Raw genomic sequence first — 26,877 nt, forward strand, 5'->3', positions numbered from 1 at the left:
TTCGCTTTTGAACTCCTTAAAGAAAGGGAATCTGCAGTCGGTCACTTTTGTGGTTTCGGGTGTGGAGAGTAAGATGCATATAGAAGCGAATCCTCACTTCAAGACGGTAAATGTATATGATGGCAATATGCAGCGCATTAACCATCGAGAAAGCAGAGAGCAGAAACAGAGCAGCACTCAGGATCAGAAGGCATCAAAAGAACAGAAAAAAGATGCCGAAAGCGAGCCTGGAGAAGAGAGCCAGAAAGAGGGGAGCAAAAGAAAAAAACAATCCCATTCCATGTGAAGATTATGGAAAATTTAAAACCCTTAACGGATTTCTTTTCAGCAATTGAAAAGGATTTTCGCATCAGCAGCACGCATATTGCCATTTACGCTGCCCTGCTGCAGTACCGAGCCGTTAAGGGTTTTATCAATCCCATAGAGATCTTTAGGGTGGAGATGGTTCAGATTGCTAAAATATCCTCCAAATCCACTTATCATAAATGCCTGCACGAGCTGCATGATTACGGGTATCTGCGCTACGAGCCTTCTTTTAAGAAAACCAGGGGCAGCAGAATATACTTTTTTGATTTTGAAATAAGAAAAACAGCACTGATATGAAACCATTTGCCTTTGAAGATCTTCCCAACATCTTAGGAACACTTTCCCTGCGTGTGGAAAATATTGAACGTCTTTTAAAAGAGATAAAAAATAAGCCTCCCGAGCCTGAAGATGCAGGCCTAATGACGATAATTGAAGCTTCAAAACTGATCAAGCTTTCGGTTCCGACGATATATTCTAAAGTCTGCCGTAATGAAATACCGGTCAGCAAACAGGGCAAACGGCTTTACTTTTTAAGATCGGAGCTGCTGGAGTGGATAAAGTCCGGACGGATCAAAACCGTTTCGGAAATACGGCAGGAGGTTGATCAGAAATATAGCAGATAGGATTGTCCGCTATAAGCCTGCAGATTTTTCTGCAGGCTTTTCAGTTTGTACACTGTCTCTACCTTAAACCTCTAAAATGCCTGCAAATGCTGGAATATGAATTACGGGTGCAGAAGCACTTAAATCAGATTCTAAAACTTAGACATGTAAAAAACCTAAAATTGATGAGCAGGAAGCTTTCGCAGTTTTTTTAAGTTAAGATTCTATTTAATTGAGAACTCATAAGCAGATGATTAGAAATACCTTTAGTAAATAAAAGGGCTTTTTATATTATGCAGCCTTTGTAATTAAAAAAGACGTACGATGAAATTATCAGAGACCAATATAACAGGACAAATAGATACAGAAGAGATAAACATTAGTAATTTTCTCAACGATGTCCTCACAGGCCTTCGGCAGCATCCAAAACAGCTGCAGTCCAAGTATTTTTACGACCAGCGGGGTGACCAGCTTTTTCAGGATATTATGGGTATGCCGGAGTATTACCTGACACGCTGCGAGATGGATATTTTTGAGAACAGAACTGCTGATATAGCCTTTGGCATCCAGGCAGACAACACCCCCTTTGATCTGATTGAGCTTGGGGCAGGGGATGCCTCAAAATCCATGCACCTGCTGCGTCATCTGAAAGATCTGGAGACCGATTTCAGATATATGCCCATTGACATATCAGGCAATATCCTTGCTGTTTTAAATGAAAAACTGGACAAGGAGGTTCCCGGACTGGATATTGTAAGCCTCGAAGGCGAATATTTTGAGATGCTGCACAAAGCTTCACAGCTTTCTTCCCGCAGAAAAGTGATTTTGTTTCTGGGAAGCAATATAGGCAATATGGAACTCGAAGAGGCATACCGTTTCTGTTTTGAACTGCGTAAGAATCTCAATAAAGGAGATGTGGTGATGATTGGTTTTGATCTGAAGAAAGAACCCAATACCATCCTGAATGCCTATAATGATAAAGAAGGCGTAACGGCATCGTTTAACCTGAACCTGCTGGAGCGTATCAACAAAGAACTGGATGCTGATTTCGAAGTGGGCAAATTCGAGCATTTTGAAACATATGATCCCATTACGGGTGCCTGCAGAAGTTATCTGATCAGTCTGGAAGACCAGACTGTTTCCATTTCAGATGCTGTATTCCATTTTGAAGCAAATGAACCGGTTTACATGGAGGTGTCGCAGAAATTTTCCATGGAAGACACGCATAAAATGGCGGTGCAGTCTGGATTTAAAGCTGTTCACAGCATTATGGACAGCAGGGAATGGTTTGTGGATGTTTTCTGGACAGCCCTTTAAATTATGATGATTATGGAAAAGACAGTGACACATTTTGATTCCCGCCTTTTACTGGCGAAGTATAAAAAAATTCGCAGACATTCAGAGCTGGTCTGCAGCCCTTTAGAGACAGAGGATTATGTAGTGCAGCCCATCGCTGACGTAAGTCCTCCCAAATGGCATTTAGGGCATACAACCTGGTTTTTTGAAACCTTTATTCTTGTCCCTAACTTTTCAGGATACAAAGAATTTAATGCGCAGTATAATTTTGTTTTTAACAGCTATTATGAAACTGTGGGAGCAAGAGTGCTGCGCACGGACCGCGGCAACTTGAGCCGTCCTTCAGTCTCAGATATTTATGCCTACAGGACTTATGTAGACCGGCAGATGGAGATTTTTCTGGATCAGTCAGTTCTTTCGGATGAATTAGCCGCTGTACTGGAATTAGGACTGAACCACGAGCAGCAGCACCAGGAACTTCTCCTGACGGACATTAAATATATACTGGGCCATAATCCTCTTTTTCCAGTCTATAAAGAGATGGAGAAGGAGGTGCAGTTTTCTGGTGATGCTGCATTTGTTTCAATGGCAGAGGGTATTTATGACATAGGATTTAACGGCACGGGTTTCAGTTTTGACAATGAGTCGGGACGCCATAAAAGATATTTGGAAGCCTTCGAGATCGCAGCTTCGCTGGTAACCAATGGGGAGTATCTGCAGTTTATGAAGGAAGGCGGTTATGAAAATTTTAACTGGTGGCACTCGGAAGGCTGGGAATGGGTAAAGCTGCAGCAGGCCAAGGCTCCCTTATACTGGCATTTTATTGATGAGAAATGGATGTATTACACGCTGGGCGGATTAGAGGATATTGATCCTTTTGCAGCTGTATGCCATGTGAATTATTATGAAGCTTCAGCTTTTGCCGCTTGGAAAGGCATGCGTCTTCCTACGGAAGAGGAATGGGAAGCAGCCTGCGGTCATTTTAAGTGGGGGGAAAGATGGGAATGGACAGCAAGCGCATATCTTCCTTATCCGAGATACACAAAAAAACCTGGAGCCATTGGGGAATACAACGGAAAGTTTATGGTAAACCAGATGGTGCTTAGGGGAGGTTCAGATGCCACTCCGGAAGGACACACCCGCGCGTCCTATCGTAATTTTTTCCATCCAAAACACCAGTGGCAGTTTTCAGGAATACGGCTGGTCCGATAATATATATTCGAAGGGCATTCTTATTTTAAGCACTGAAAGCCAATATAATAAATCATAAATTTTTTATATAGACTTAGGCATAATACATTCAATAAAAAACTGCTTCTTTTCTTTTTTACCGAGCAGCAGTTAAGAATTTTATTAGTAGTAGGTTGACTCCAGATACGGATCATAGATATCTGCATCCCACTGGTTATCATTGAATTCATCTGAAAGCTCCTCATCAGAGTCCGGATCAATGATATTTTCTTCCTGGATATAATCGTGATTTGCAGCGGAAAGAAATTCACAGTCAAAGTCCGGTTCATCGTCATTTTTGCGGTATAAATCCGTTATGATCTTTAAATGGTCTGATTCATTGTGAAATGCGGTCTGTGCGGCATTGGCTTCAGATTGAATATTAAATGATCTGATATCTTTGGATGCTTTCATATTTAATTAATTAGCTGGTTTTAAACTTGTTTCATTATCCAAAAATAAGGAGTGATGCAGCGTATTAAATTATAGAATTTTGGACAGTCTTTATATAATTTGAAATTATTAAGCGGTAAAGCTTCTAATGGCCATCGATCAGCTGCTGAAAAAAAATATTTAAAAAAAAGATGAAGATCATGTCTTCATCTTTTTTTTTACTGGAGAAAATGCATCAGTTTTCTTTTGTGCGGGCCGGTATACACTATAGCTTTTATTCGAGATAAATGCTTAGAAAGTATAAGGTATCAATTGAGGCACCATTTTTGGCTACTGCGGAATATAAATATGAAATACTGCCCCCTGCAGCGGTTCGCCTTCCGCTGTGATAAAGCCATTATGGTTTTCTACAATTTTTTTTACGATGGCAAGTCCGATTCCGGTTCCTTCATACTCATCCCTGCTGTGCAGGCGCTGGAATACGCCGAAAATCTTTTCGCCGTGCTGGGGCTCAAATCCGATTCCGTTGTCCTTAAAGCTGATATGGCAGTACTGCAGTTCAGGGGTCATTTTTTCAATTCCCGATTCCTGCGCGTTAGTCAGACGGCTTTTGATTTCGATGCGCATCGGTATGTCCTGCCGGGCAAATTTAAGGGCATTGGTGGCCAGATTTTCTAACAGCTGTCCAAATAGAAAAGGAATGATGCTAACGGGACCGTGGAATTCTGTCACGATAACCGCCTGTTTTTCCATCATGTTTTCCGACAGCGATTCTTTTATATTTTCAATTAACTGCTGCAGGTCTGTATTTTCATATTTCCGGTCTGACACATTAGTCTGCGAAAAAGCGAGCAGGTCATGGATAAGATCGCGCATGCGGCCGGTGGCATGCAGGATTTTTCCGAATCGGATCCTGCCTTCTTCGCTTAGATTAGCATATTCTGTTTCGAGCAGAAAGTTGCTGAAGGTCTGGATCTTGCGCAGCGGTTCCTGCAGGTCATGGCTTGAAATGTGCGTAAAGGCATCAAGCTCTGCATTTTTTCTTTTTAACTCCTCGGCATACTTTTCTACTGCTTCATATTGTACAGCAAGCGCCTGGCTGGATTTTGTTATTTCAGCATTCAGTTTAGCCGTTTCCTCTTCTTTAATCCGGAGCTCGCGGTTCTTTCTGTAGAGTTCGGTAAACACGAGCACTTTGGCTTTAAGAATTTCTGATGACAGCGGTTTTATCATATAATCAACTGCTCCGGACTGGTAGCCTTTGAAGATATAATCAGCGGAATCCATATTGGCTGTCAGAAAGATAATGGGTACATGTTTGAGTTTGTCACTTTCTCGTATGAGCTCGGCGGTTTCAAATCCGTCCATCAGCGGCATCTGGACATCCATCAGGATAATGGCAAAATCCTGGTTTTTCAGCAGGATGCGCAGCGCATCTTTGCCTGAAAAGGCTTCGACAAACTCATAGCCCTGATCGGCAAGTATTACCTGAAGGGAAAGCAGGTTTTCCTTCTTATCGTCGACTAATAATATTTTTAAGGGATATTTTTCCATGGGGCGCTAAAATATTATTTAAGCCACGCTCTCATCAGAGAGGAAAGCTGTTCAACATTCACAGGTTTGGTGATATAGTCAGATGCACCGGATTCGATGCAGCGCTGTCTGTCTCCCTTCATCGCTTTTGCTGTAACGGCGATAATGGTCAGATCCTTGTGGCGGCCGTCCTTACGGATGATTTTCATGGTCTCGTATCCGTCGAGCTCCGGCATCATAATATCCATCAGCACAATGTCGGCTGCATTGTCCTGGTTTAGAATTTCAATAGCCTCATGGCCGCTTTCGGCGCTGATGACCTCCAGACCGAATCTCTCCAGTGCTGTGGTCATGGCAAATAAGTTACGCACATCGTCATCTACCAGGAGCACTTTTTTGCCCGGAAGCACGTCTTCTTTCAAATAGAAGGTTTCAATGCGCTGTTTCATCTGCTCAGGCAGGTTTTTGTGCACGCGGTGCATGAAAAGCGCTGTCTGGTCTGCTAGCTCATCCATGGAAGAGCTGCTTTTTGTAATAATGCTGTGGGCGAAGCGGCTGAGCCTGCCGCGCTGTTTCTTGTCAGGGTCTCCCGCCGAATGTATAATTATGGCGGACTGCTGTCCGGTGATGTTGTTTTCAAGATCGCTGATCAGATCCATCCCGTCAGCATCAGGAAGCTTTAGATCCAGAATAATGCAGTCAAATGATTTTTTCTTGAGCTGCTGGGCTGCCTGCTCTGCTGTCAGGGCAGAGGATATGGTAAGGTCCTCTCCCTGCAGTGCCGCTGTAATGCGCTGCAGCTCCTCTGGATTGTCATCTACAATCAGCAGCTGCTTTTTCCTGTCGCTTTTATCCTTTGCAATGTCCTGAAAAAGGGATTCCAGCGCATCATTGGTGACGGGTTTTACCAGAAAGTTTTTAGCGCCGCGTTTCAGTCCTTTGTTTTTTTCGTCTTCTCCAGAGATAATATATACCGGAATATGGCGCAGGTTGAAATCGGTCTTCAGCCTGTCGAGTATTTTCCATCCGCTGGCATCCGGCATATTGAGGTCCATCATAACGGCTTGCGGCTGAAAGTGCTGGATATAATCCACCACATCATTGCCTCTGGCTGTAACAACCGCTTTGATTTTATGTTCGCGGGATTTTTCAAGCAGGATTCTGGCAAATGTTTCATTGTCCTCAGCTATTAGCACCACTTTATCACCAGGCTGTATATCGGTCCGGTCATCACCGATTTCGTCGGTGAAGTACAGCTCTGCATCCGGTGTTTTGAAACTGGATGACGGCAGCGATTTCAGGCGGCTTTTTCCTGCATGGATCACATTGGTTTCCTCATTGACGGTAATATCTTCTATTTCCGGTATATGGACAAACTTAAGGGGAAGAAACAGGGTGAATTTGCTTCCTGTATTGGTATCGCTCTCCAGCTCGATGCTTCCTCCCAGAAGATCTGACAGTCCTCGGCTGATGGATAAACCAAGTCCCGTACCTCCATATTTACGGCTTGTGGATCCCTCTGCCTGCTGGAATGCCTCAAAGATGATGTTCTGCTTTTCCTTAGAGATTCCAATCCCGGTATCCGTTATTTCAAAAGCCACAACGGCTTCTGCATTTTCAAGGCTGCTGCTTTTGGTTTTCCAGCTGCGGTCCGCTTTATAAATGTTTAGTTTCACGCTGCCTTTTTCGGTGAATTTAAAGGAATTGGATAATAGATTCTTTAAAATCTGGTTCAGGCGCTGCGAATCGGTCTCCATCACTTCAGGCAGTTTCTCATCCATGATGATTTCAAAATTAAGATGTTTAGCCTGCGAGATAGGATTGAAGGTGGACTGCACAAAGCGGCTGATCTCGTCAAAACGGATCGGATTGTAGTCCACTGAGATATACCCGGATTCAATCTTGGAAAGATCCAAGATATCATTGATCAGCTGGATAAGGTCATCCCCGCAGGCATTGATCGTTTTGGCAAACTGGATCTGTTTTTCTGACAGGTTCCCGTCGCGGTTGGCGATTAATTCATTGGCGAGAATCTGCAGACTGTTTAATGGCGTTCTCAACTCATGGGACATATTGGCAAGGAACTCCGATTTGTATTTAGAGGTCAGTGTCAGCTGGTCAGCTTTTTCTTCCAGCGCTTTACGTGCCACTTCGACTTCCTGGTTTTTAAGTTCCACTTCCTCTTTCTGGTTGGCCAGCAGTATGGCTTTTTCCTCGAGTTCCTCGTTGGTGTTCTTAAGCACTTCCTGCTGGCTTTTCAGCTCGCTGGCAAGAGACTGTGACTGCACCAGCAGTTCCTCGGTTCTGGAGTTGGATTCGATGGTATTAATAACGATTCCGATACTCTCTGTCAGCCCTTCTAAGAAATCCAAGTGGATCTGGCTGAAGGTATCAAGAGATGCCAGTTCAATAACCGCTTTAAGCCTTCCTTCAAAAAGAACGGGAAGTATGATGACGTCTTTGGGTCCTGCGTCCCCAAGTCCGGAATTGATTTTAATGTAATCTTTCGGCACGTTGCTCAGAATAATTCTTTCTTTTTCAACTGCCACCTGTCCGATCAGTCCTTCTCCCATGCCATATTGCGTAAGGGAGTTTTTTCTTTTTATGTAGGCGTAGGAAGCAATCAGGTTCAGCTTGGAATCCATGAATTCTTCCCCTTCTTCCAAAATATAAAATAGGCCGTGCTGCGCGGTTACAACTGCTGCAAGCTCGGAAAGGATTTTCGTGGTAACGGCTTTCAGCTCTTTCTGCCCCTGAAGCATCTGGGTGAATTTGGCTAAATTGGATTTTAGCCAGTCCTGTTCCTGATTTCGAAGGGTAGTGGCCTTCAGGTTGTAAATCATCTGGTTAATGGTGTCCTTTAGCGCTTCCACTTCTCCTTTTGCCTCCACACCGATCGTTCTGGTTAAATCCCCCTGCGTTACCGCTGAGGCCACCTCAGAAATAGCACGCACCTGCGTGGTAAGATTCGCTGCCAGCTGGTTTACATTTTCCGTTAAGTTTTTCCACGTTCCTGAAGCTCCCGGAACGTTCGCCTGGCCTCCGAGTTTTCCTTCGGCACCAACCTCGCGGGCAACTGTTGTCACCTGATCGGAGAAGGTGGCAAGGGTATCAATCATTTCGTTGATAGTATCTGTTAGCTGTGCAACTTCTCCTTTTGCATCAATGGATAATTTCTGCTTTAAGTTTCCTTTTGCTACCGATGTTACGACCTTGGCGATTCCTCTTACCTGACCCGTTAGATTCGATGCCATTACATTCACCGAATCCGTTAAATCTTTCCAGGTTCCGGCAACCCCTTTTACTTCAGACTGTCCGCCGAGTTTTCCTTCCGTGCCCACTTCACGGGCAACACGCGTTACCTCGGAAGCAAATGAATTTAACTGTTCCACCATCGTGTTGAAAGTGTTTTTCAGATCCAGAATTTCTCCTTTTACGTCAACGGTAATCTGTTTGGAAAGGTCACCATTTGCCACGGCTTTGGTTACATCGGCAATATTACGCACCTGGCCTGTAAGATTGGATGCCATCTGATTCACGGAATCCGTTAAATCTTTCCAGGTTCCGGCTACGCCGGGCACAAATGCCTGTCCGCCCAGTTTTCCGTCGGTACCCACTTCACGCGCCACACGGGTTACCTCAGAGGCAAAGGCACGGAGCTGGTCCACCATCGTATTGACGGTTTCTTTTAACTGCAGAATCTCTCCGCGTACGTCGGCCGTAATTTTTTTGGACATATCCCCATTGGCAACGGCAATGGTAACCTCGGCAATATTACGCACCTGAGTGGTTAAGTTACCCGCCATCTGGTTCACAGAATCTGTTAAATCCTTCCAGGTTCCCGCAACACCCGGCACGTTGGCCTGTCCTCCCAGTTTTCCTTCTGTACCCACTTCACGCGCCACACGGGTTACCTCAGAAGCAAACTCTCGGAGCTGGTCCACCATCGTGTTTAAGGTTTCTTTCAGCTGCAGGATTTCTCCGCGCACGTCAACAGTAATTTTTCGGGACATATCTCCGTTGGCAACGGCAATCGCCACATCGGCAATATTACGTACTTGAGCGGTAAGGTTTCCTGCCATCTGATTAACCGAATCTGTTAAATCTTTCCAGGTTCCTGCAACTCCCGGCACGTTGGCCTGACCTCCCAGTTTTCCTTCCGTTCCTACTTCTCTCGAAACCCTTGTTACCTCCGAAGCAAAGCCTCGAAGCTGATCCACCATGGTATTGATTGTATTTTTAAGCTCTAATATCTCTCCTTTTACGTCAACGGTGATCTGCAGTGATAAATCTCCTTTTGCTACGGCTGTTGTTACTTCGGCTATATTACGCACCTGTCCGGTTAAGTTCGATGCCATCTGGTTTACCGAGTCCGTTAAATCTTTCCAGGTACCGCCGACACCTTCCACCTGAGCCTGTCCTCCGAGTTTTCCTTCGGTACCAACCTCACGCGCCACACGCGTTACCTCAGAGGCAAAAGAGTTCAGCTGGCCCACCATGGTATTAATGGTATTTTTCAGCTCTAAGATTTCTCCTTTGGTATCAACCGTAATCTGGCGGGACAAATCGCCTTTTGCTACGGCAGTTGTTACCTCGGCAATGTTACGCACCTGTCCGGTAAGATTCGATGCCATCTGGTTCACTGAATCCGTCAAATCTTTCCAGGTTCCGCCGACACCTTTTACTTTTGCCTGACCTCCCAGTTTTCCTTCGGTTCCCACCTCAAGTGCCACACGCGTAACCTCGGAAGAGAAGGAGTTCAGCTGGTCCACCATAGTATTGATGGTTTTCTTTAATTCGAGGATTTCCCCTTCGGCTACAGCCGTAATTTTTTTAGAGAGGTCACCATTTGCTACGGCTGTGGTTACCTCGGCAATATTACGAACCTGTCCGGTTAAGTTCGACGCCATCTGGTTTACGGAATCGGTTAAATCTTTCCAGGTCCCGCCGACACCTTTTACTTTTGCCTGGCCTCCGAGTTTTCCTTCAGAGCCTACCTCACGCGCCACACGGGTAACCTCAGAACCGAATGAGTTCAGCTGATCCACCATGGTATTGATGGTATTTTTCAGTTCAAGAATTTCTCCCTCAACGTTTACGGTAATTTTTTTAGATAAATCCCCTTTTGCTACGGCTGTTGTCACCTCTGCAATATTACGTACCTGGCCGGTTAAGTTGGAGGCCATCTGGTTTACAGAATCGGTCAAATCTTTCCAAACCCCGCCCACACCTCGTACTTTTGCCTGGCCTCCCAGTTTTCCTTCAGAACCTACTTCACGTGATACACGGGTTACCTCAGAAGAGAAGGAGTTCAGCTGATCCACCATGGTATTAATGGTATCTTTCAGCTCTAATATTTCTCCTTTTACGTCAACGGTAATTTTTTTGGATAAATCTCCTCTTGCTACAGCGGTTGTTACATCGGCGATATTACGCACCTGTCCGGTAAGATTTGATGCCATCTGGTTTACCGAATCCGTTAAATCTTTCCAGGTTCCGCCGACCCCTTTTACCTGCGCCTGTCCGCCGAGCTTTCCTTCAGTTCCCACCTCACGCGCCACACGGGTTACCTCAGAAGAAAAGGAATTCAGCTGGTCCACCATCGTATTGATGGTATTTTTCAATTCTAAAATTTCTCCTTTTACGTCAACGGTAATTTTTTTTGATAAATCACCTTTTGCCACCGCTGTTGTCACATCGGCAATATTACGCACCTGGCCGGTTAAGTTGCTGGCCATTTTATTTACAGAATCCGTAAGATCTTTCCATACGCCTCCAACACCTCTAACTTTTGCCTGTCCTCCCAGTTTTCCGTCGGTTCCTACCTCACGCGCCACACGGGTAACCTCCATGGAGAAAAGGTTCAGCTGTTTCACCATTCCGTTCACCTCTTTGGCAATTCTGAGGAATTCTCCCTGAAGGGGGTTGCCTTCAATGGATAATGGCATCTCCTGAGATAAATTCCCTTTCGCCACTGAGGTGATTACATGGGCTATTTCAATAGTCGGATGCACCAGATCAGAAATCAGAGTGTTAACCGAATCCACGCAGGAGCTCCAAGAGCCTCTTGCGCCGTCCAGAACAACACGGTTGGTCAGTTTTCCCTGTTTACCTATGCTTTTTCCGACCTTCTGAAATTCAAAAACCATTCTTTCGTTAAGGTCTATTATTTCATTCAGCGTATCGCAGATGGATCTTTGTATGCCATTCTGGTCGGTTTGGAAGCGCTGGGAGAAATTACCGTTTTTGACTTTCATCAGGATTTTTAAAAACTCTGCATCAGTCAGAATGGATTCTTCAGGCTTATTTTTTGCATTTTGGCGGGATTTTTTTTCATCCGTTACAACAGGCAGAACAAGAAGCATGTCGTCACTTGATTTTTCTCTGGTGTGTTTTGTCTTTTTCATAATAGGCGGTTCTTGGCTTGATTAAATTTTGGGTGATGGGGCAGGGTATGGGTCTAGATGTTTTCCTCGAGCAGTATTTTTCTCAGATGGAACTGTACAAAGGCATCCATGGAATCGGGTCTTTTGGTATTATCAGTGTAATTAAGCGGTTTTATGATATAGCCTGATATGCCGAGCTTCTCAGCATTAATGCGGTCGCTGCTCTCAGAAGAAGTAGTCATTATAAAAACTTTTAATTTTTTTAAGTTTTCATCCGAGCGCAGGATTTTAAGAAATTCTATCCCGTTCATTCTGGGCATATTGATGTCCAGCAGGATTACATCGGGCTGCAGCGGATTTTCAGGGCTGCGGAGCATCTGCAGCGCTTCCAGTCCGTTATAGGCGGAATGCAGCACGTAGCTGATTTCTAATTTTTTCAGAGAACGTTCGACAGATATAGTATCCAGTTCATCGTCTTCAATAAGTAAAATACTTGGTGTTTTCATTTTCTTGCATTATTTCTCCAGGTGAAGGTGAATGTGGTTCCTTCTCCAAGTTTGGATTGTACTTTTATGCTTTCTCCCAGTTCGTCAATTATCTTTTTGACTATGGCCAGTCCGACACCCGTGCTCTCCATTTCATTTTTTTCGCGCAGGGTCTGGAATATTTCAAATATTTTTTCGTGGTACTCAGGATCGATCCCTATGCCATGGTCTGTTACGGAAAACTCGTAAACATGATCTGTTTCGATGCAGCTGATTTCTATATAACCGGAATCTGGTCTGGAATATTTTACGGCATTGCTGATTAAATTGGAAAAAACCTGTTCCAGCTTGAGGCGCTCGGTATAAATTTCAGGGAGCTCGCCAGTTTTAAGCGTAAAATTCCGCGGTACGATCGACTGCGTAATTTCATTCACCATCACATTGGTATCTACCAGTTCAGAAGCTGTTTTCTGATTGATTCTGGCATATTCCAGCAGCCCGTTAATGAGAGCTTCCATGCGTTTGGTCCGCTGCGGTATGATATTGAGGTAATTGCGGAGGGCAGGAGAGACTTCATCGGAGAGATCTTCCTCTATCCAGGTAATAACATTGTAAATGCCTCTAAGCGGCGCTTTGAGATCATGCGAAACCACATAGGCAAATTTATTGAGTTCAGCATTTTTATTTTCGAGTTCCTGGATGTTCTTCTGAAGCGTGCTCGACATAATATTCAGAGAGGATGCCAGATGGCTGAGCTCGTCATTTTTTGAATCTTGCACCATGGTGAAACGCCCTTTGGAAATGGTATCAGCCAGCCGGACCATCGAATTGATGCGGTTGGTGATCATAATGACAATGTAGGCTGTGCTGCAGATACCGGCAAAGATAGTCAGTGAAAGAAAAATAAGGGAATACGTTCTGGTCCTTCTCAGTGAGTGCAGCAGCATTTCGCTGTGATGCTTGCGGGTTCTGTATTCTATCTTGTCAAATCTTTTAAATTTTGCCGTTATGGAATCATTAATTTTTTTGCCGACATGTTTGCGGAGTTTGCTATCCAGCAGCAACAGGTAGTGTTCAGGATTCTCCAGCCTGGCTTTTATCAGTTCATTCGTATAAAGAAGCCACTGGTCATGAAGTTCTGAAATGGAATCTAAAATCTGGCGCTGCATTTTGTTGCCATCAACAAGTTTGTGCTGCTCTTTAATAAATCTGGGCACTTTATGAAGCCCGCTGTAATACGGCACCAGAAAAGTACGGTCACTTGTAAGAAGAAAGCCCCGGACTGCGCTCTGCATTTCAAGAATCGCCCTGTGGGTTTTATTTGAATTTCGTATTACATTTTCTGATTTTGAAAGAAACTCTGAGTTCAGGCGCACCTTAAGCGATAAGCGGTAATTGGTATAGGAATCTGCAACAGAAAGCAGCAGGATCAGAGAAAAAGCCAGCAGTATTTGTGTCGATAATTTCATTGCTTTTCCAGTTTATAAAAAACAAAGCACTGCTGCCCGTATCCTATATCAGATAAAAACAGACTGTTGTTTGCAAAACAATTCATTGCAGATATGCTGTGGAGACTTCTCAAGTTACGTAATCGGTTAAAATTTTTTTAAGCTCATTGAAATCGCTGGGTTTGGAAATGTATCCCTGCGCTCCGTAATTTCTGGCCTTTCTTTTATTTTCTTCCATCTGCGAAGTGGAGAAAATAATAATCGGTATACTTCTGATTTCCTCCAGTTTTTTTATTTCAATTAAGAATTCAAAACCGGACATGATAGGCATATTAAGGTCAAGAAAAATGACATCCGGTTTAATTTCCCCGTGCATCAATTTACGAAGTGCTTCAACAGGGTTCTGTATTGCAGTATATCCTGCGGTGGACACCGCCTGGAGAGCCTCCATAAAAAATTCGCAGTCATCAATATCATCATCAATCTGCAGTATATTTTTATAAGTCATTTGGTTATCTGTTAAATTAAAAGTGCAATTATGGCAATCCAAGCCAAGCGCAGCTTAATTGGCTGAAAAGCTGGCTTGCAAACGTGGCTGAAAGAAATAGAGAAATGCTTTGTCATGACTATTTCTTCTTTTTCAATCTGGAGACAGACCGGAACTAATTATGCTGTTAGATAACAAATAGGCTTTTATTGAAGTAATTTTTTTTCATAATCTGGTGTTTTTTGGATATAAGTTTTGGCATATGAAAAGTAGGGGGAAGGGGAGAATTTAATTTATATAATTTTAAAATAGATTTATATAATTAACATTTCTCTTCTGCAGTAAAAAGCGTACCGCTAATATTGAAATTTGGTATTATGTAGTTTTTAGCGCAGAATGCATCACAGCTGTATGAAAGGTTTTTATAAAATCTTTAAAGATTTTATTCGGTGGTGTCACGTGGAAATTGTATAACTAAGCCCAGAAATTGTATGAAGGGCAGCAGTGATCGACTTTTTAATTTAGCAGTATGAGATACAGGAATGTTTTACTGGTGGATGATGATACCGATGATGCCGAAATCTTTGGCATGGCGCTCTATGCTATTGATGTTAAGATTAAATATTCAATCCAGAATAATGCGCTAGATGCCTTGAAAATGCTGCAGACTCCAAAGAAAACTCCCGACATAATTTTCTTGGATTATCATATGCCTTATCTGGACGGAACTGAATTTATTAAACTGCTCAGAAAAATAAAAGGACTTGAAAAAATCCCTGTTGTTCTGTACTCGGGACATTCGGGAAGCCTAGTTAAAGACGCGGCTGCAAAATTTAAAAAGGTCCAGTTTTTAAAAAAGCAGCATAGCCTGAAAGACCTTAGTGCTTTGCTGCAGCAGATACTTGTGCCGATTCCGGCATCCAGATAAAAGCTGTTCCAAATCCGGAATTACTTACTAATTTATGTAATCCTGTAAATAATTTTTACGGCACAGCATTTGTGTGTGCCTTACCATGTTTAACCGTAAAGAAATATGAAAATGAAAACTGAAAGAAAATTTAAAAAAATGGATTATGCCGTGGCATCGAGAAAAAGAAAAGACTTGATTGTTAATTTGACAGTGCTTTCCATTGCAGGTTTTATAGCGGTCTTTTTGATTTCAAAAGCAGCTTAAAGCTTCAAAATACTACTGTTTTCTGATACGCTTAGCAAATGTCAGTTTGGGGACAGCATCCTTCATTATATATATGCCCGAGGAATATGCAAATTTTAATCTGTAATCATAATTACGCTGAAATACAGGCAAAAAATGCATTTTGAAAAATAATTTAATTGGCGCGCTGCCATGATTAAATATCCATTTTTTTTTGAAGATGAAAATGAGCATGCTGCAGTTTATTCTCAGCAGATTAACGCATTAAGAACAAAGTTCTGTTTTCTCTTGCTTTGCATACAATGGATGCCTAATTTTACTAACAGCATTGCAGCTCATGGAGTACTGCTGTAATATTATATTAATATAGATGAATAGAAAAATAATTTTACTGGTTGATGATGACAGTGACGATGCAGAGTTTTTTAAATGGGCAATGGTTGGGACGGAAGAAACTTTTGCGGTTAAGTTTGTGGACAGCGGCGATGCTGCACTGAACTTGCTTTCTGAATTGGACTCACTGCCGGATTTGATATTGCTAGATGCCGGAATGCCGAAAATGGATGGCTGGGAACTGTTGAAACTCATTAAGCTGGATAAGAAGTTTGGAAAGGTTCCCGTTATAATGATGGCAACTTCCTCACGAATCCAAGGTATAGATGCTGCCCATTCGCTTGGTGCTGCAGCTTATATTGTAAAGCCTTCTGACTTCAACCAATTAAAATTGATAATGCAGCAGCTCTGCGTTGGCGTTCAGACTGACCTGAGAACAACGCTGGAAGACATGCGTTCCAATTTTTCCAATACCATTTACACATTCAGTCAGACACAGTAAAAATCATTACTCATACAGATAATGATGTTGTTGTAATTATTCTATTATCGCTATAATTCAGGTTTATAAAGGATATAGTGCACTTTTTAAATTTATTTGCTTAATGAAGATTAAAGATATAATTAACCGTGATCTGGTTACATTGACAAATTGTGACCAGGAACCGATACATATTCCTGGAAAGATTCAGCCGCACGGTTTTTTAATCGGGCTTACTGATGACTGGATAATAGATTTCTGCACCAGCAATATTTCTTCTTATATCGATGTGAGCCATAAGCAGGCATTAGGTGAAAAATTCGAAACTGTTTTTGGCGGACGTGCTCAGGAACAGATTTTTAATTATATAAATTCAGATACAGTACAGGATGTGTTTCCGCTGGAAATAGAGCTGCTGCATAAAAACTTTCAGGTCAATATCCATAAAAGCAATGATATATATGTTTTAGAAGCTGAAGAGCAGTTCGATAAACAGATTCTGGCAGATGTCTACACGCAGACTATCCAGTTTGTGAACCAGATGAACAATACAAAATCGCTGAAAGATCTTTGTGCGCTGGTCGCCGAGGGAACAAGGGAAATAACGGGATATGACCGTGTAATGATCTATCGTTTTGATGAGCAGTACAACGGTGAAGTTTATGCTGAAAGCTGCAGGAATGATCTTGAACCATTTTTAGGGCTGCACTACCCGCACACGGATATTCCTGTTCAGGCCAGAGAATTGTATATCAGGAATGAACTCAGACTGATTGCTGATATCAATTACCAGGCTGTTCCCATTTTTACAGTTGATGACAAGGAAGATAAAAATCTAGATTTAAGCCTTTCCATTTTAAGAAGTTCATCTCCAATCCACGTGGAATATCTTAAAAATATGGGTGTCGGCGCTACACTGACCATTTCCCTTATTCATCATGACCGTTTATGGGGGCTGATTGCCTGCCACCATTATTCGGAAAAAAACATTTCTCCGGCAGTAAGACTCGCGGCAAAACTTCAAGGCCAGTTTATCACTTCGCAGATTGATATCCGGGAATCCAATGATGAGAACAGCAGTGCTAAGATATCGACAGATGCATTAGAGCATCTAACAGCTCTTGAGCTTCCGTTGGCTGAAAACTCTTTAAACACTATTATCAAAATGCCCGAGTTGTTGTCGCTGTGCAATGCAGGAGGAGTTTCAATATTGTTCAGAAATAAAATTTACAAGAACGGATTAACACCTGATGACGATCAGATCAAAGCTTTTGTTGAACTGCTGGAGAATAGGAAATCAGCCGAGTTTTATGCGACCAGAAAAATAAGCGAAGATTTTCCTGAATTAGAAGGCTGCTCCAATTTTGCAGGAGCAGTGTATCACGCTCTTGGCAGTTCCGGTCATGTCATCTGGTACAGGTCTGAAACTGTCTCGGAAATCAGCTGGGCAGGCGATCCGGAAAAAAGCATAGTCAAAGATGAAAAAGGGCTGCATCCAAGAAACTCCTTTAATATCTGGAAACAGATTGTTAAAGGGCAGAGCAGCATTTGGAAGCAGTATGAAATAAATTCAGCAGCCAAATATGCACATTCCCTGCATAATAATCTGATGATGATTCTGCTGAGCGAGGAGGAAGAAAAATACAGGCTTCAAAGTGAAATTTTGAAGGAGACCAATTCCGAACTGGAAAATATAAACTGGATCAGTACGCATGATCTGCAGGAGCCGCTTAGAAAAATTCAGATGATTACATCCAAGCTGCTTTCGGAAAAAAGCAGCAATCCTGAAGATCCTGAATTTGATTCCCTGCAGCGCGTTTCAAAATCTGCATCAAAAATGCGCGAACTGCTGCAGGATATTTTGAAATATACCCGGATTAAAAACACCAGAGAAGCAGCAGAAAAAATTGATCTTAATCTAATTTTTGAAACCGTAATCGAGGAAATCAGCGAGCTGCTTCTCGAAAGCGATGCCTCTATTGAGTGCGAAAAGCTTCCGGAAGTAAATGCAATCAGTTTTTTAATGAAACAGCTGTTCTTAAATCTTATACAAAATTCATTGAAATATGCTTCTCCTGACCGATTGCCTGCAATTAAAATTACGGCTTCACAGGAACCGGTGCTTCTAAAAGACAGGTTTACCGTATACTGCAGCTGGGTGAAATTTTCGGATAACGGAATAGGTTTTGACCAGCAGTACGCAGATTCTATATTCAAAGTTTTTACCAGACTCCATAATCAGGACCAGTACAGCGGTTCAGGAATTGGACTTGCGCTGTGTAAAAAAATCATGCAGACAATCGGCGGAGCAATTTCTGCTGAAGGGAAATTGGGAGAAGGTGCCTCTATCACTATTTATTTCCCGTATGATCCGGAAGAAAACCTCATTTAAAAATAGTTTTACTGGTAAATAATCAAATTGCAATATAAAATTTTTCAAATGCAGGCTGCTCGGCGCCGGTCTGTGATACCAAATCCATAGCTCTTCCTATAAGTTTAGACAGGTGATTGTACTCAGCAGGTTTTGTAATAAAATAGTTGGCGCCCAGGGAATACATTTTCAGTATATCTGCTGGATCGCTGCTTGTGCTGAAAATAACAACAATGTGCTTGTTAAGTTCCAATGATGCTCTTATTTTTTCAAGGCATTGCGGCCCTGATAGCATCGGCATATTTAGGTCTAGAAAAATCAAATCTGCTTCTGGAGTGGGCGGGCCTTTAAGTACTGCCATTAATTTATTGCCGTCATTTGAAACAGTAAGTTTTACATCCGTGAATTCTGTTTTAAATACATCAGAAAAAAATTCGCAGTCATCCAAATCGTCATCTGCAAGCAAGACGTGTCTAAATTCTTTATGAGTCATACAAATGTTCTAAATTATAGCAGTAAGCTTAAATATACGATTTTAATATCCGTTTACCAAAAGTTAATTGCCGGCTTTTATCCAACTCCTGAATAAAATAAAAAAAATCTGTATAATGTGGTTAAATGCCACAGATATAGCAAAACGTATTATGCTTTAAGATATTATCTTTTAATAGGATATTCTGACTGACCTGTTCTTTAATTTTTTTTGTTTATTCTTTTACTTGGCATCATTTTGATCTTTCTCCGTATATTTGCCATAACTCCTTGTTTGAAATTGCCTGCCGTAAAATCGAATAATAGACATAATAGAGGACAAAATGCAGATGATGTATTTGTAAGGTTTTGTTTTGTGGATTTCACACCTTATTTATGCCTTGGCATTGCGGAAGGATTATGAGATAAGGAAAGTGAATTTCTGTATTGGGGAAGTAGATGACAAAAGCTGCGTATGATAAACGATTATAAAAAACATGATCTTTATGGCAAAACACTGATTCAGAAAATTGAATTGATTCCGCCATTTAAGTTTGATTTTCCCGTTACCCAACAGGCTTGTTTTTTATATGTTAAAGCTGGAGAAGCCGATTATCAGATCGATGATGAGCAGATAAACGTTGCCGCTAATTATTCGTTATTGTTGAATTGCATAAATTCTGGGAAACAAATTCGCAATTCAAAATCAAACAGCAATTGTGAAATCGTAATCGTTACATTTTATCCCGAGATATTAAAAAAAATATACGATAAAGAACTTCCATTATTGCTTCAAAAACCAAATATTGCAGTTAAGAATAAATATAGTGAAAAAATAAACAATGATTTTTTAATTCAGAAGTATATTGAAGGTCTTTTGTTCTATTTTGAAAACCCATCATTGATTAATGAAGATATTTTGGTGTTGAAAGTGAAAGAGATTATACTTCTGTTATCCCAAACGCAAAATTCAGAGTCGATACAATTAATTTTATCACAGCTTTTTTCTCCTGCGACTTACATTTTCAAACAAATAATTGAAGCAAATTTGTTTTCACAGCTTACCATTGAGGAGTTGGCACAGCAAAATAATTTAAGCGTTTCATCATTCAAACGCGAATTTGCAAAAATATACCGCGATACGCCAGCCAATTATATTAAGACTAAAAAGTTGGAGAAAGCTGCCGAATTACTTCTTGTTTCAGATCAGCGCATTACCGAAATAGCTTTTGATTGTGGTTTCAATGATTTAGCCAATTTTACTAGAAGTTTTACCAGCAAATACAATGTAAGTCCAACAAATTATCGGCAGAAACCGAATAATAATCGGTAATTATTAAATACAGCTTTTTAATTTTTTAAGCATCCTTATGATTTGAAGGATGCTTTTTTTGTGAACCATATTGCCAAATAATTGGACTATTTGGCAAAAAGATTTCTCTTGATCTATCGGAAGTTTGCTATGCATTTTCAAACAAAAATTTAAAACATAAAAAATGGGATTATCAAGTTTAGGAATTTTTCACACAACAATTGGTGTTGCTGCGATAGCAGCGGCAATAGTAGCTTTAATCAAATACGGTAAAATCAATTTGAATGCCTTATCTGGCAAAATCTATTTTTACGGAACAATCGTCACTTCAGTAACTTCATTAGGAATTTCCAAACATGGCGGATTTAATCCAGGACATGCTTTTTCAATTTTTATAATTTTTTTGGTATTAGAAGCTTATTTTCTGAATTCGAAAAGGAAAAATAGTGCAAGAGCGCGTTATTTTGAAAACTTTTGCCTGTCTTTAAGTTTATTTCTTTCTATGGTTCCAACCGTTAATGAAACCTTTACCAGAGTTCCGGTTGGACAACCTCTTGCAAAAGATATTCAGGATCCGATAATCGGAAACACTTTGTTTATCTTGTTTCTGTTGTTCATTGCAGGCTCGACATACCAGTTTAAAAAGCAGAAGCAGATTAATAGGGCAACAGGATTTTAAGCTAAAGGAAAGATGTGTCAGCTAAAGTGAATAATTAAATTTAGCGGTACAGCAAATTATCCAAGTTCTGATACTATTTACGTTTCTTCGTTTTTAGGCGGAAAATATAAGACGGAAATGCATTAAACAAGCAAATTAAACTTTTCTGGTTGGGATTAGGAACAAAAGAACCTGCTCCTTTTCCAAAATCAATTGGTGCATTTCGAAATATGCTTGAGCAACAGGGAATAAAATACGATAATTATGAATCGCCTGAAACGGCGCATGAATGGCATATATGGCGAAGATGTTTGTATCAGTTTGCTTCTAAATTATTCAAATAGATTAATGGCTGAATAGATTGCAAATTGGCTCTGAAAATTACTGCCAATTTTCAGAGCCAATCAATTTCTTATTCTTTAGATGCAGTTTTCTCATTGCTAACAAATTCTGACGGCGACATCGCAAAGCTTTTTTGAAAATTCCTGCTGAAACTTGATTGGGAATTATAACCTACAATTTCAGCAATTTCGTAAACCTTATATTTTCCGGAAAGCAGCAGTTCCGCAGCTTTCTTCAAACGGGCATTGTTAATCAATTCGTTTGGACTTAAATTCGTAATGTCTTTTATTTTTCTATATAAAGTAGAACGGCTCATATGCAAAATATCTGCTAAAGATTCGACACTTAAATTGGTATCTGCCATATTCTGATTTATAATGTCATCTAGTTTTTTAATAAACTCTTCATCGATTTTATTATGCGCAATTGTTTTTAAATGCGATAAAGGAGAACTCGCATAATGCTCCATTAAATGACGTCGGTTAGACAATAAATTAGTGATTTGGGCCAATATGAAATCCATTGAAAATGGTTTTGCAATATAAGCGTCAGCACCTGATTCCAATCCTTGAATTCTGGATTGGACGGCGCTTAAAGCAGTTAATAAAATAACCGGAATATGGCTTGTTTCGAGATTCGATTTTATACGGCTGCACAATTCAATACCGTCCATAATTGGCATTGTAATATCGCTTATGACGATATGAATGGTTTCATTGTGAATGACTTTCAGTGCTTCTTCGCCATTTGCAGCCTTAAAAATTTTATACTCTTTGCCTAACTCTTTACTCATAAAATTAAGGAGTTCCATGTTATCTTCCACAACAAGTATTTGCGTTCGTATATTTTTGGCCGTCGCTTCATTTTCCAATTCTTCATTGGTTTCTTTTAAAGCATTTTCAGAATTGTCTTTATACAAATGAAATTCACTTTGCTGGCGAAGTGGGAGTTTTAAAACAAACGTATTCATAGAATCATCCAAAAATTGCAATTTTAAAGTTCCGTTATGCAATTCTGTCAACGAGTGTGCTAATGATAATCCGATTCCAGTGCCAGTTTGAGTTTCTGACCCCAATATCCTAAAGAAGGGCTCGAAAATCTTGTTTTTAAGACTTTTTGGAATCAGATTTCCATCATTTTTAACGATGAATTCTAAAGAGTTTTCATCTCTAAACAACGTTATAACCACTTCACTTTTAGCATATTTTATCGCATTGCTGATAAGGTTGCTGAGGATTTTTCGAATGGCTTCTTCGTCAACAAAAGCATAAACATCTTTTTCTCCCAGTTCCAATTTTACGTAAATATTTTTTTCTTCGCTTAAGGGCGTAAATTGTAATTGCAATTGCTTTACTAAAACAGAAATATTGGTTTCAACAAAAGTCAATCCTAAACCTTCCATTTCTGTTTTTCTAAAATCTAAAAGTTCATTCACTAAATTTAAAAGACGAGAAGTGTTTTTCTCCATTAAAGATAAATTTGGAATAATATCGGGAGACTCGTAACTCCTTTTTAGTAAACTTTCTAAAGGGCTTTTAATCAGGGTTAGAGGAGTTCTTATTTCATGTGCAACATTAGTGAAAAATTCAATTTTAGCATGATAGATTTCTTTTTCTTTCTCATTATTAAGCGTAGCAATTTTTCTGTCATTTTCTTTGATATTCATATGATGATACCTGCGTAAAAGCCAGTAAAGAGATCCTGCTATTAATAAGAAATAAAGGAAAAAGGCATAATTGCTTGCCCAAAACGGCGGTAAAATAGTAATAGCAACCATCGCTTCCTTGCTCCAAATTCCGCCCGCACTTAAAGATTTTACTCTAAATTTATAATCGCCAGAAGGAAGTTCCGTAAAAAAAACTTTATTGTTTTTATTCAGGTATACCCAATCGTCACTAATGCCATCCAGTTTATACCAGTATTGCGTCAATTCTGGTGCTGTGTAGCTCAAAGCCGCAAAATCGATATTGAAATTAGATTGATTATTTTTTAAAGTGATTTTCTTTATGTAAGAAACAGATTCGTCGAGTGGAGAATTTTCATCGTTTACGATAACTTCTTGATTATTAATTTGAAGTCCCGTAATATATATAGGCGGGTTGTATTTGTAAGTATTGAAATTCTTAGCATTAAAACTAATCATGCCATTGAGATTTCCAAAATACATATCACCATTCGAATCCTTAAACGCCGAACTGTAATTAAACTGATCGCTCAATAAGCCATTTGCAGTCGTGAAAATTTTAACGGCTTTGGTTTTATAATTAAACTTCACCAAACCTTTTGAAGTCGTAATGCATAAATTATCGTTTTCATCTTGCAGAATGGAATAAATCACATTGCTCGAAAATCCGTCTTTGGTGGTAAATTTTTTGAATTCTCTTTTTTTGGCGTCCAATAAATTCAAGCCATTTTCGGTAGCAATCCAAAGATTATTTTGTTTGTCTTGAAAAATAGAAGTGATGAAGTCATTGCTAATGCTTTTATCATCTTTAAAATCATGTCTATAAACCGCTTTTTCTTTTGTTTTCGGATTGTAATAAAAAAGTCCGTCGCGATAAGAGCCTGCCCAAAAGTTTCCATCTTTGTCTCTAAACATACAAGTGAAATGTGTGCTCTCTGAAAAATCGCTAGTGATTGTAAAGCTGTCAGTTTTATCATCATATAAATAAATCCCAACAGAAGTGATTACGTATGCCTTTTTATCTGGAGTTTCATAAAAGGAAACTATAAAATCGCTTTTAAAACTAGCCGTATTATGATCGTAATGTCTGATAATTTGTCCAGAATTGGCATCCATAATATCAAGTCCATGTTCGAAAGTTCCAAGCCAAATCTTATTTCCCCTGGGTAAAACGCCATGAATGTTATAGAAAGAGAGTCCAGACTTGGTTCCATTGGGTTGGTAATTAGTAAATTTCTTGGTTTGCAAATTAAATTTATTAATTCCAGCGTCTTCAGTGCCAATCCAAAGATTTCCTTTATCATCTTTATGAATTTCGCGAACGGCGCTTCCAACAATCGCATTTTCGCTTTTTCGAGGAAAATATTTCTTAAACTGATCGTATTGCTTCTGATGGTAATTTACGCCGCCAAAATACGTTCCGATCCAAATACCGTTTTCTTTGTCAATTGTAATCGAATAAGCCGCATTATCCGAAATCGCATAAGGATCGCTCGGACTTTTTCTTAGATTTCTAACTGCCTTAGATTGTAAATTATAAATGTAAACGCCGGATTCGCTGGCAATCCATAAATCATTTTTGTTCCTTTTAAACTGACGTACAAAAACCGGTTTTTCAATTCCTGTCATAAATGGAGCTGTTTTTCCGCTCGAAACATCATATTTATAAATGCCATGATCGCGCGTTCCAATTAAGATAGAATTAGCGTCTAAGGCATAAATAGCAGAAATTGAAAAAGTATTATTAGGCATTTGAACCGTAATTTTGTCAAAACTTTGAGTCGCTTCAGAATAATGATATAAATCATCGTAAGAAGAAACCCAGATTCCGCCTTTACTATCGCAAGCAATAGAAGTCGCGTAAAATGAATTTCGCCCGTCAAACATTCTGGTTTCTTTCGTATCAACATTATATTTAATTAGTGTTCCGATAGAAATAAACCATAAATTATTCTTCAAATCATTATCAATATCATTGATGCGATTGTTGATTGCCTCGTTGATGAAAGTAAATTTTTCCAACTTTTTATCATATGAGTAGAGTCCTTTATCAGTACCTACCCAAATAAGGTTTTTAAACTCATGAAGCGATTGAATGTAATTTATGCCCAAAGAAGTTTTCGGATCTTTTCCGCTTCGAAAAGTTTTGAAATGATAACCATCAAAACGATTTAAGCCGTCTTTGGTTCCAAACCATAAGAAACCATCTTTATCCTGTAGCGATGCTAAAACGGTATTGTTGGACATACCATTTTCAACTTTATAATGTTTGAAATAATATTCCTGGCTAAAAATTGTGGTCGACAAAAACAAAAGACAAATGATTGTCCCTTTTTTGAAAAATCTTTGCATGATAAAGCGTTTTATAAAATTTTTATAAAAATAGCATAGCAACTAGTGTCACACGCATACAATTTGATTTGATGCTGTATTTTCTGTGCTTTCAAGAGATAATTTGAACCATTTGAACACAATTGTGATACAAAATGGGATTAAAATTATCTCACCTATATTCTATTTTGGTCAAAAATTAAAATGATATTTTTTTAATAGATAATTTATCTTATTGATAAAAAAATAGAAAATTGTTTTGGTAGAATTCAAAATAACAGCCATTACAATGATTGCAATATTACTTATATTTTTAAAAATACAAATGAAATTTTAAAAAGTTATTTTTTTAGTCTCAACGAATAATTTAACCTAAAACCAAAATAAATTTGACGCAAAGTGTCGCAAACTAAAACTCATGAAAAGAAAAAATTACGCATTAAAGCAAATACTAATTGCGATTCTTTTTTTTGTCGGAAGCACTATTTTATTCGCACAAAAAACATTTACCAATCCCATTTTAGATTATGGTCCCGATCCGTTTAGCACTTTCTACGACGGTTACTACTATTATACCCATACCATGCAAGACCGTTTGGTGCTTTTTAAAACCAAAAATCTGGCAGATCTTAAAAATGCCGAACAGAAAACCATTTGGATTGCGCCAAAAAACACCGATTATGCCGCTGAAATCTGGGCGCCAGAGTTTCATTTTATTGATGGAAAATGGTACGCCTATTTTGCGGCAGATAACGGAAACAATAATACGCACAGAATGTATGTTTTGGAAAATGATTCAAAAGATCCTATGAAAGGCGAATGGATTTTTAAAGGAAAAATCGCCGCTAAAACCGATAAATGGGCAATTGATGGAAACATTTTTACTTATAAAAAACAATTGTACATGATTTGGTCGGGTTGGGAAGGAGACACCAACGGACAGCAGAATATTTATATCGCCAAAATGAAATCGCCCACAGAAATCGATGGAGACAGAGTTCGAATTTCAAGTCCGACATATCCTTGGGAATTATTTGGTGCTTTGCATGATGATGTAAATCCGCCTCAGGTAAATGTGAATGAAGGTCCTCAATTCCTTTTGCATAATGGAAAAGTATTTATTGTTTTTTCTGCAAGCGGATGCTGGACAGATAATTATAGTTTAGGATTGCTGGCTTTTACAGGAAAAGATAATTTATTGGATGCATCGGCATGGATAAAATCAGATAAACCCATTTTACAGCAATCGGATAAAAATAAAGTATACGCGCCAGGACATAATTCGTTTTTTAAATCGCCAAACGGAAAAGAAGATTGGATTTTATACCATGGAAATTCAAATCCGGGTGAGGGCTGCGGCGAAAAAAGATCACCTAGAATGCAAAAAATAAAATGGGATAAAAATGGAAATCCAATAATTGGAAGTCCAGAAGCGGCGGGAGTTCCGTTAAAAATTCCAGCCATTTAACAAGACTTTCAAACTAAAAAAAAATAAAATAAATCAACATTTTTGCAAATATACTAAATCGTTTTAGTATGTTTGTAGATGTTGATTTATAATAGTTTACAAACATT

At 39.8% G+C, this 26,877-nt stretch carries 21 protein-coding genes; 13 read left to right on the forward strand and 8 right to left on the reverse strand.

Annotation, left to right across the window (positions count from 1 at the left end):
• Positions 1-7 precede the first annotated feature (7 nt).
• The 5 genes from P0R33_RS21955 (at position 8) to egtB (ending at position 3,416) form a co-directional block, all read left to right on the forward strand.
• A complete protein-coding gene (locus P0R33_RS21955; protein WP_276173302.1) occupies positions 8-286 on the forward strand; it encodes a hypothetical protein in 279 nt (92 codons plus the stop codon).
• Between the two features lie 5 nt (positions 287-291).
• The gene (locus tag P0R33_RS21960) at positions 292-603 is read left to right on the forward strand and encodes a hypothetical protein (RefSeq protein ID WP_276173303.1); all 312 of its coding nucleotides are present in this window, start codon (positions 292-294) and stop codon (positions 601-603) included.
• A complete protein-coding gene (locus P0R33_RS21965) occupies positions 600-929 on the forward strand; it encodes a helix-turn-helix domain-containing protein (protein WP_276173304.1) in 330 nt (109 codons plus the stop codon). Before P0R33_RS21960 ends, P0R33_RS21965 begins: the two co-directional genes overlap by 4 nt.
• 303 nt (positions 930-1,232) lie before the next feature.
• Positions 1,233-2,225, forward strand: a complete 993-nt coding sequence (egtD, locus tag P0R33_RS21970; RefSeq protein ID WP_276173305.1) for an L-histidine N(alpha)-methyltransferase — start codon at positions 1,233-1,235, stop codon at positions 2,223-2,225.
• 12 nt (positions 2,226-2,237) lie between these two features.
• Entirely contained in the window at positions 2,238-3,416 is a 1,179-nt protein-coding gene (egtB, locus tag P0R33_RS21975) for an ergothioneine biosynthesis protein EgtB (RefSeq protein ID WP_276173306.1), read from the forward strand.
• Between the two features lie 141 nt (positions 3,417-3,557).
• On the opposite strand, the gene P0R33_RS21980 is transcribed toward egtB, so the two are convergent.
• From P0R33_RS21980 to P0R33_RS22005, 6 genes are all read right to left on the reverse strand, one after another.
• Positions 3,558-3,848 (reverse strand): hypothetical protein, encoded by a 291-nt coding sequence (locus tag P0R33_RS21980; protein ID WP_276173307.1) that lies wholly within the window; start codon positions 3,846-3,848, stop codon positions 3,558-3,560.
• A gap of 309 nt (positions 3,849-4,157) precedes the next feature.
• Positions 4,158-5,381, reverse strand: a complete 1,224-nt coding sequence (locus tag P0R33_RS21985) for a response regulator (RefSeq protein ID WP_276173308.1) — start codon at positions 5,379-5,381, stop codon at positions 4,158-4,160.
• A 14-nt stretch (positions 5,382-5,395) separates the two neighbouring features.
• A complete protein-coding gene (locus P0R33_RS21990; protein ID WP_276173310.1) occupies positions 5,396-11,767 on the reverse strand; it encodes a HAMP domain-containing protein in 6,372 nt (2,123 codons plus the stop codon).
• 53 nt (positions 11,768-11,820) lie between these two features.
• The gene (locus P0R33_RS21995; RefSeq protein ID WP_276173311.1) at positions 11,821-12,252 is read right to left on the reverse strand and encodes a response regulator; all 432 of its coding nucleotides are present in this window, start codon (positions 12,250-12,252) and stop codon (positions 11,821-11,823) included.
• On the reverse strand, positions 12,249-13,700 hold the full coding sequence (locus tag P0R33_RS22000; protein ID WP_276173312.1) for an ATP-binding protein: 1,452 nt from the start codon (positions 13,698-13,700) through the stop codon (positions 12,249-12,251). Before P0R33_RS22000 ends, P0R33_RS21995 begins: the two co-directional genes overlap by 4 nt.
• A gap of 109 nt (positions 13,701-13,809) precedes the next feature.
• Positions 13,810-14,187, reverse strand: a complete 378-nt coding sequence (locus P0R33_RS22005) for a response regulator (protein ID WP_276173313.1) — start codon at positions 14,185-14,187, stop codon at positions 13,810-13,812.
• 508 nt (positions 14,188-14,695) lie between these two features.
• Between P0R33_RS22005 and P0R33_RS22010 the strand changes: the two genes are divergently transcribed.
• The 4 genes from P0R33_RS22010 to P0R33_RS22025 all read left to right on the forward strand — a co-directional run bounded on the left by P0R33_RS22010 (position 14,696) and on the right by P0R33_RS22025 (position 18,525).
• Positions 14,696-15,094 (forward strand): response regulator, encoded by a 399-nt coding sequence (locus P0R33_RS22010; protein ID WP_276173314.1) that lies wholly within the window; start codon positions 14,696-14,698, stop codon positions 15,092-15,094.
• 111 nt (positions 15,095-15,205) lie between these two features.
• Positions 15,206-15,340 (forward strand): hypothetical protein, encoded by a 135-nt coding sequence (locus P0R33_RS22015; protein WP_276173315.1) that lies wholly within the window; start codon positions 15,206-15,208, stop codon positions 15,338-15,340.
• A gap of 349 nt (positions 15,341-15,689) precedes the next feature.
• Positions 15,690-16,154 carry a response regulator gene (locus P0R33_RS22020; protein WP_276173316.1) on the forward strand — a complete coding sequence of 155 codons (465 nt, stop codon included), beginning with the start codon at positions 15,690-15,692 and terminating at the stop codon, positions 16,152-16,154.
• A 103-nt stretch (positions 16,155-16,257) separates the two neighbouring features.
• The gene (locus P0R33_RS22025) at positions 16,258-18,525 is read left to right on the forward strand and encodes an ATP-binding protein (RefSeq protein ID WP_276173317.1); all 2,268 of its coding nucleotides are present in this window, start codon (positions 16,258-16,260) and stop codon (positions 18,523-18,525) included.
• 22 nt (positions 18,526-18,547) lie between these two features.
• Here P0R33_RS22025 and P0R33_RS22030 read toward each other — a convergent pair whose 3' ends face one another.
• Complete coding sequence (locus P0R33_RS22030) at positions 18,548-18,997, reverse strand: response regulator (RefSeq protein WP_276173318.1); 450 nt, start codon at positions 18,995-18,997, stop codon at positions 18,548-18,550.
• Between the two features lie 453 nt (positions 18,998-19,450).
• Between P0R33_RS22030 and P0R33_RS22035 the strand changes: the two genes are divergently transcribed.
• The 3 genes from P0R33_RS22035 (at position 19,451) to P0R33_RS22045 (ending at position 21,289) form a co-directional block, all read left to right on the forward strand.
• Positions 19,451-20,308, forward strand: a complete 858-nt coding sequence (locus tag P0R33_RS22035) for an AraC family transcriptional regulator (RefSeq protein WP_276173319.1) — start codon at positions 19,451-19,453, stop codon at positions 20,306-20,308.
• A 163-nt stretch (positions 20,309-20,471) separates the two neighbouring features.
• Positions 20,472-20,966, forward strand: coding sequence for a hypothetical protein (locus P0R33_RS22040; RefSeq protein ID WP_276173320.1), 495 nt, complete (start codon positions 20,472-20,474; stop codon positions 20,964-20,966).
• Positions 20,967-21,115: 149 nt separating this feature from the next.
• Positions 21,116-21,289, forward strand: coding sequence for a hypothetical protein (locus P0R33_RS22045; RefSeq protein ID WP_276173321.1), 174 nt, complete (start codon positions 21,116-21,118; stop codon positions 21,287-21,289).
• A 68-nt stretch (positions 21,290-21,357) separates the two neighbouring features.
• On the opposite strand, the gene P0R33_RS22050 is transcribed toward P0R33_RS22045, so the two are convergent.
• Positions 21,358-25,323 (reverse strand): hybrid sensor histidine kinase/response regulator transcription factor, encoded by a 3,966-nt coding sequence (locus tag P0R33_RS22050; protein ID WP_276173322.1) that lies wholly within the window; start codon positions 25,321-25,323, stop codon positions 21,358-21,360.
• 397 nt (positions 25,324-25,720) lie between these two features.
• On the opposite strand from P0R33_RS22050, the gene P0R33_RS22055 reads away from it, so the two are divergent.
• Positions 25,721-26,770, forward strand: coding sequence for a glycoside hydrolase family 43 protein (locus P0R33_RS22055; RefSeq protein WP_276173323.1), 1,050 nt, complete (start codon positions 25,721-25,723; stop codon positions 26,768-26,770).
• Positions 26,771-26,877: the final 107 nt, after the last annotated feature.

It is taken from the genome of Flavobacterium sp. YJ01, from assembly GCF_029320955.1.
GTDB lineage: Bacteria > Bacteroidota > Bacteroidia > Flavobacteriales > Flavobacteriaceae > Flavobacterium.

What these genes read in the sequence shown, in the direction of transcription:
- P0R33_RS22040 (WP_276173320.1), top strand. Translation starts at nt 20,472, where the DNA reads ATGGGATTATCAAGTTTAGGAATTTTTCACACAACAATTGGTGTTGCT.
- P0R33_RS22030 (WP_276173318.1), bottom strand. Translation starts at nt 18,997, where the DNA reads ATGACTCATAAAGAATTTAGACACGTCTTGCTTGCAGATGACGATTTG.
- P0R33_RS22020 (WP_276173316.1), top strand. Translation starts at nt 15,690, where the DNA reads ATGAATAGAAAAATAATTTTACTGGTTGATGATGACAGTGACGATGCA.
- P0R33_RS22050 (WP_276173322.1), bottom strand. Translation starts at nt 25,323, where the DNA reads ATGCAAAGATTTTTCAAAAAAGGGACAATCATTTGTCTTTTGTTTTTG.
- P0R33_RS22010 (WP_276173314.1), top strand. Translation starts at nt 14,696, where the DNA reads ATGAGATACAGGAATGTTTTACTGGTGGATGATGATACCGATGATGCC.
- P0R33_RS22000 (WP_276173312.1), bottom strand. Translation starts at nt 13,700, where the DNA reads ATGAAATTATCGACACAAATACTGCTGGCTTTTTCTCTGATCCTGCTG.
- P0R33_RS21960 (WP_276173303.1), top strand. Translation starts at nt 292, where the DNA reads ATGGAAAATTTAAAACCCTTAACGGATTTCTTTTCAGCAATTGAAAAG.
- P0R33_RS21990 (WP_276173310.1), bottom strand. Translation starts at nt 11,767, where the DNA reads ATGAAAAAGACAAAACACACCAGAGAAAAATCAAGTGACGACATGCTT.
- P0R33_RS21995 (WP_276173311.1), bottom strand. Translation starts at nt 12,252, where the DNA reads ATGAAAACACCAAGTATTTTACTTATTGAAGACGATGAACTGGATACT.
- P0R33_RS22015 (WP_276173315.1), top strand. Translation starts at nt 15,206, where the DNA reads ATGAAAACTGAAAGAAAATTTAAAAAAATGGATTATGCCGTGGCATCG.
- egtD (WP_276173305.1), top strand. Translation starts at nt 1,233, where the DNA reads ATGAAATTATCAGAGACCAATATAACAGGACAAATAGATACAGAAGAG.
- P0R33_RS21965 (WP_276173304.1), top strand. Translation starts at nt 600, where the DNA reads ATGAAACCATTTGCCTTTGAAGATCTTCCCAACATCTTAGGAACACTT.
- egtB (WP_276173306.1), top strand. Translation starts at nt 2,238, where the DNA reads ATGGAAAAGACAGTGACACATTTTGATTCCCGCCTTTTACTGGCGAAG.
- P0R33_RS22025 (WP_276173317.1), top strand. Translation starts at nt 16,258, where the DNA reads ATGAAGATTAAAGATATAATTAACCGTGATCTGGTTACATTGACAAAT.
- P0R33_RS22055 (WP_276173323.1), top strand. Translation starts at nt 25,721, where the DNA reads ATGAAAAGAAAAAATTACGCATTAAAGCAAATACTAATTGCGATTCTT.
- P0R33_RS21985 (WP_276173308.1), bottom strand. Translation starts at nt 5,381, where the DNA reads ATGGAAAAATATCCCTTAAAAATATTATTAGTCGACGATAAGAAGGAA.
- P0R33_RS22035 (WP_276173319.1), top strand. Translation starts at nt 19,451, where the DNA reads ATGATAAACGATTATAAAAAACATGATCTTTATGGCAAAACACTGATT.
- P0R33_RS21980 (WP_276173307.1), bottom strand. Translation starts at nt 3,848, where the DNA reads ATGAAAGCATCCAAAGATATCAGATCATTTAATATTCAATCTGAAGCC.
- P0R33_RS22005 (WP_276173313.1), bottom strand. Translation starts at nt 14,187, where the DNA reads ATGACTTATAAAAATATACTGCAGATTGATGATGATATTGATGACTGC.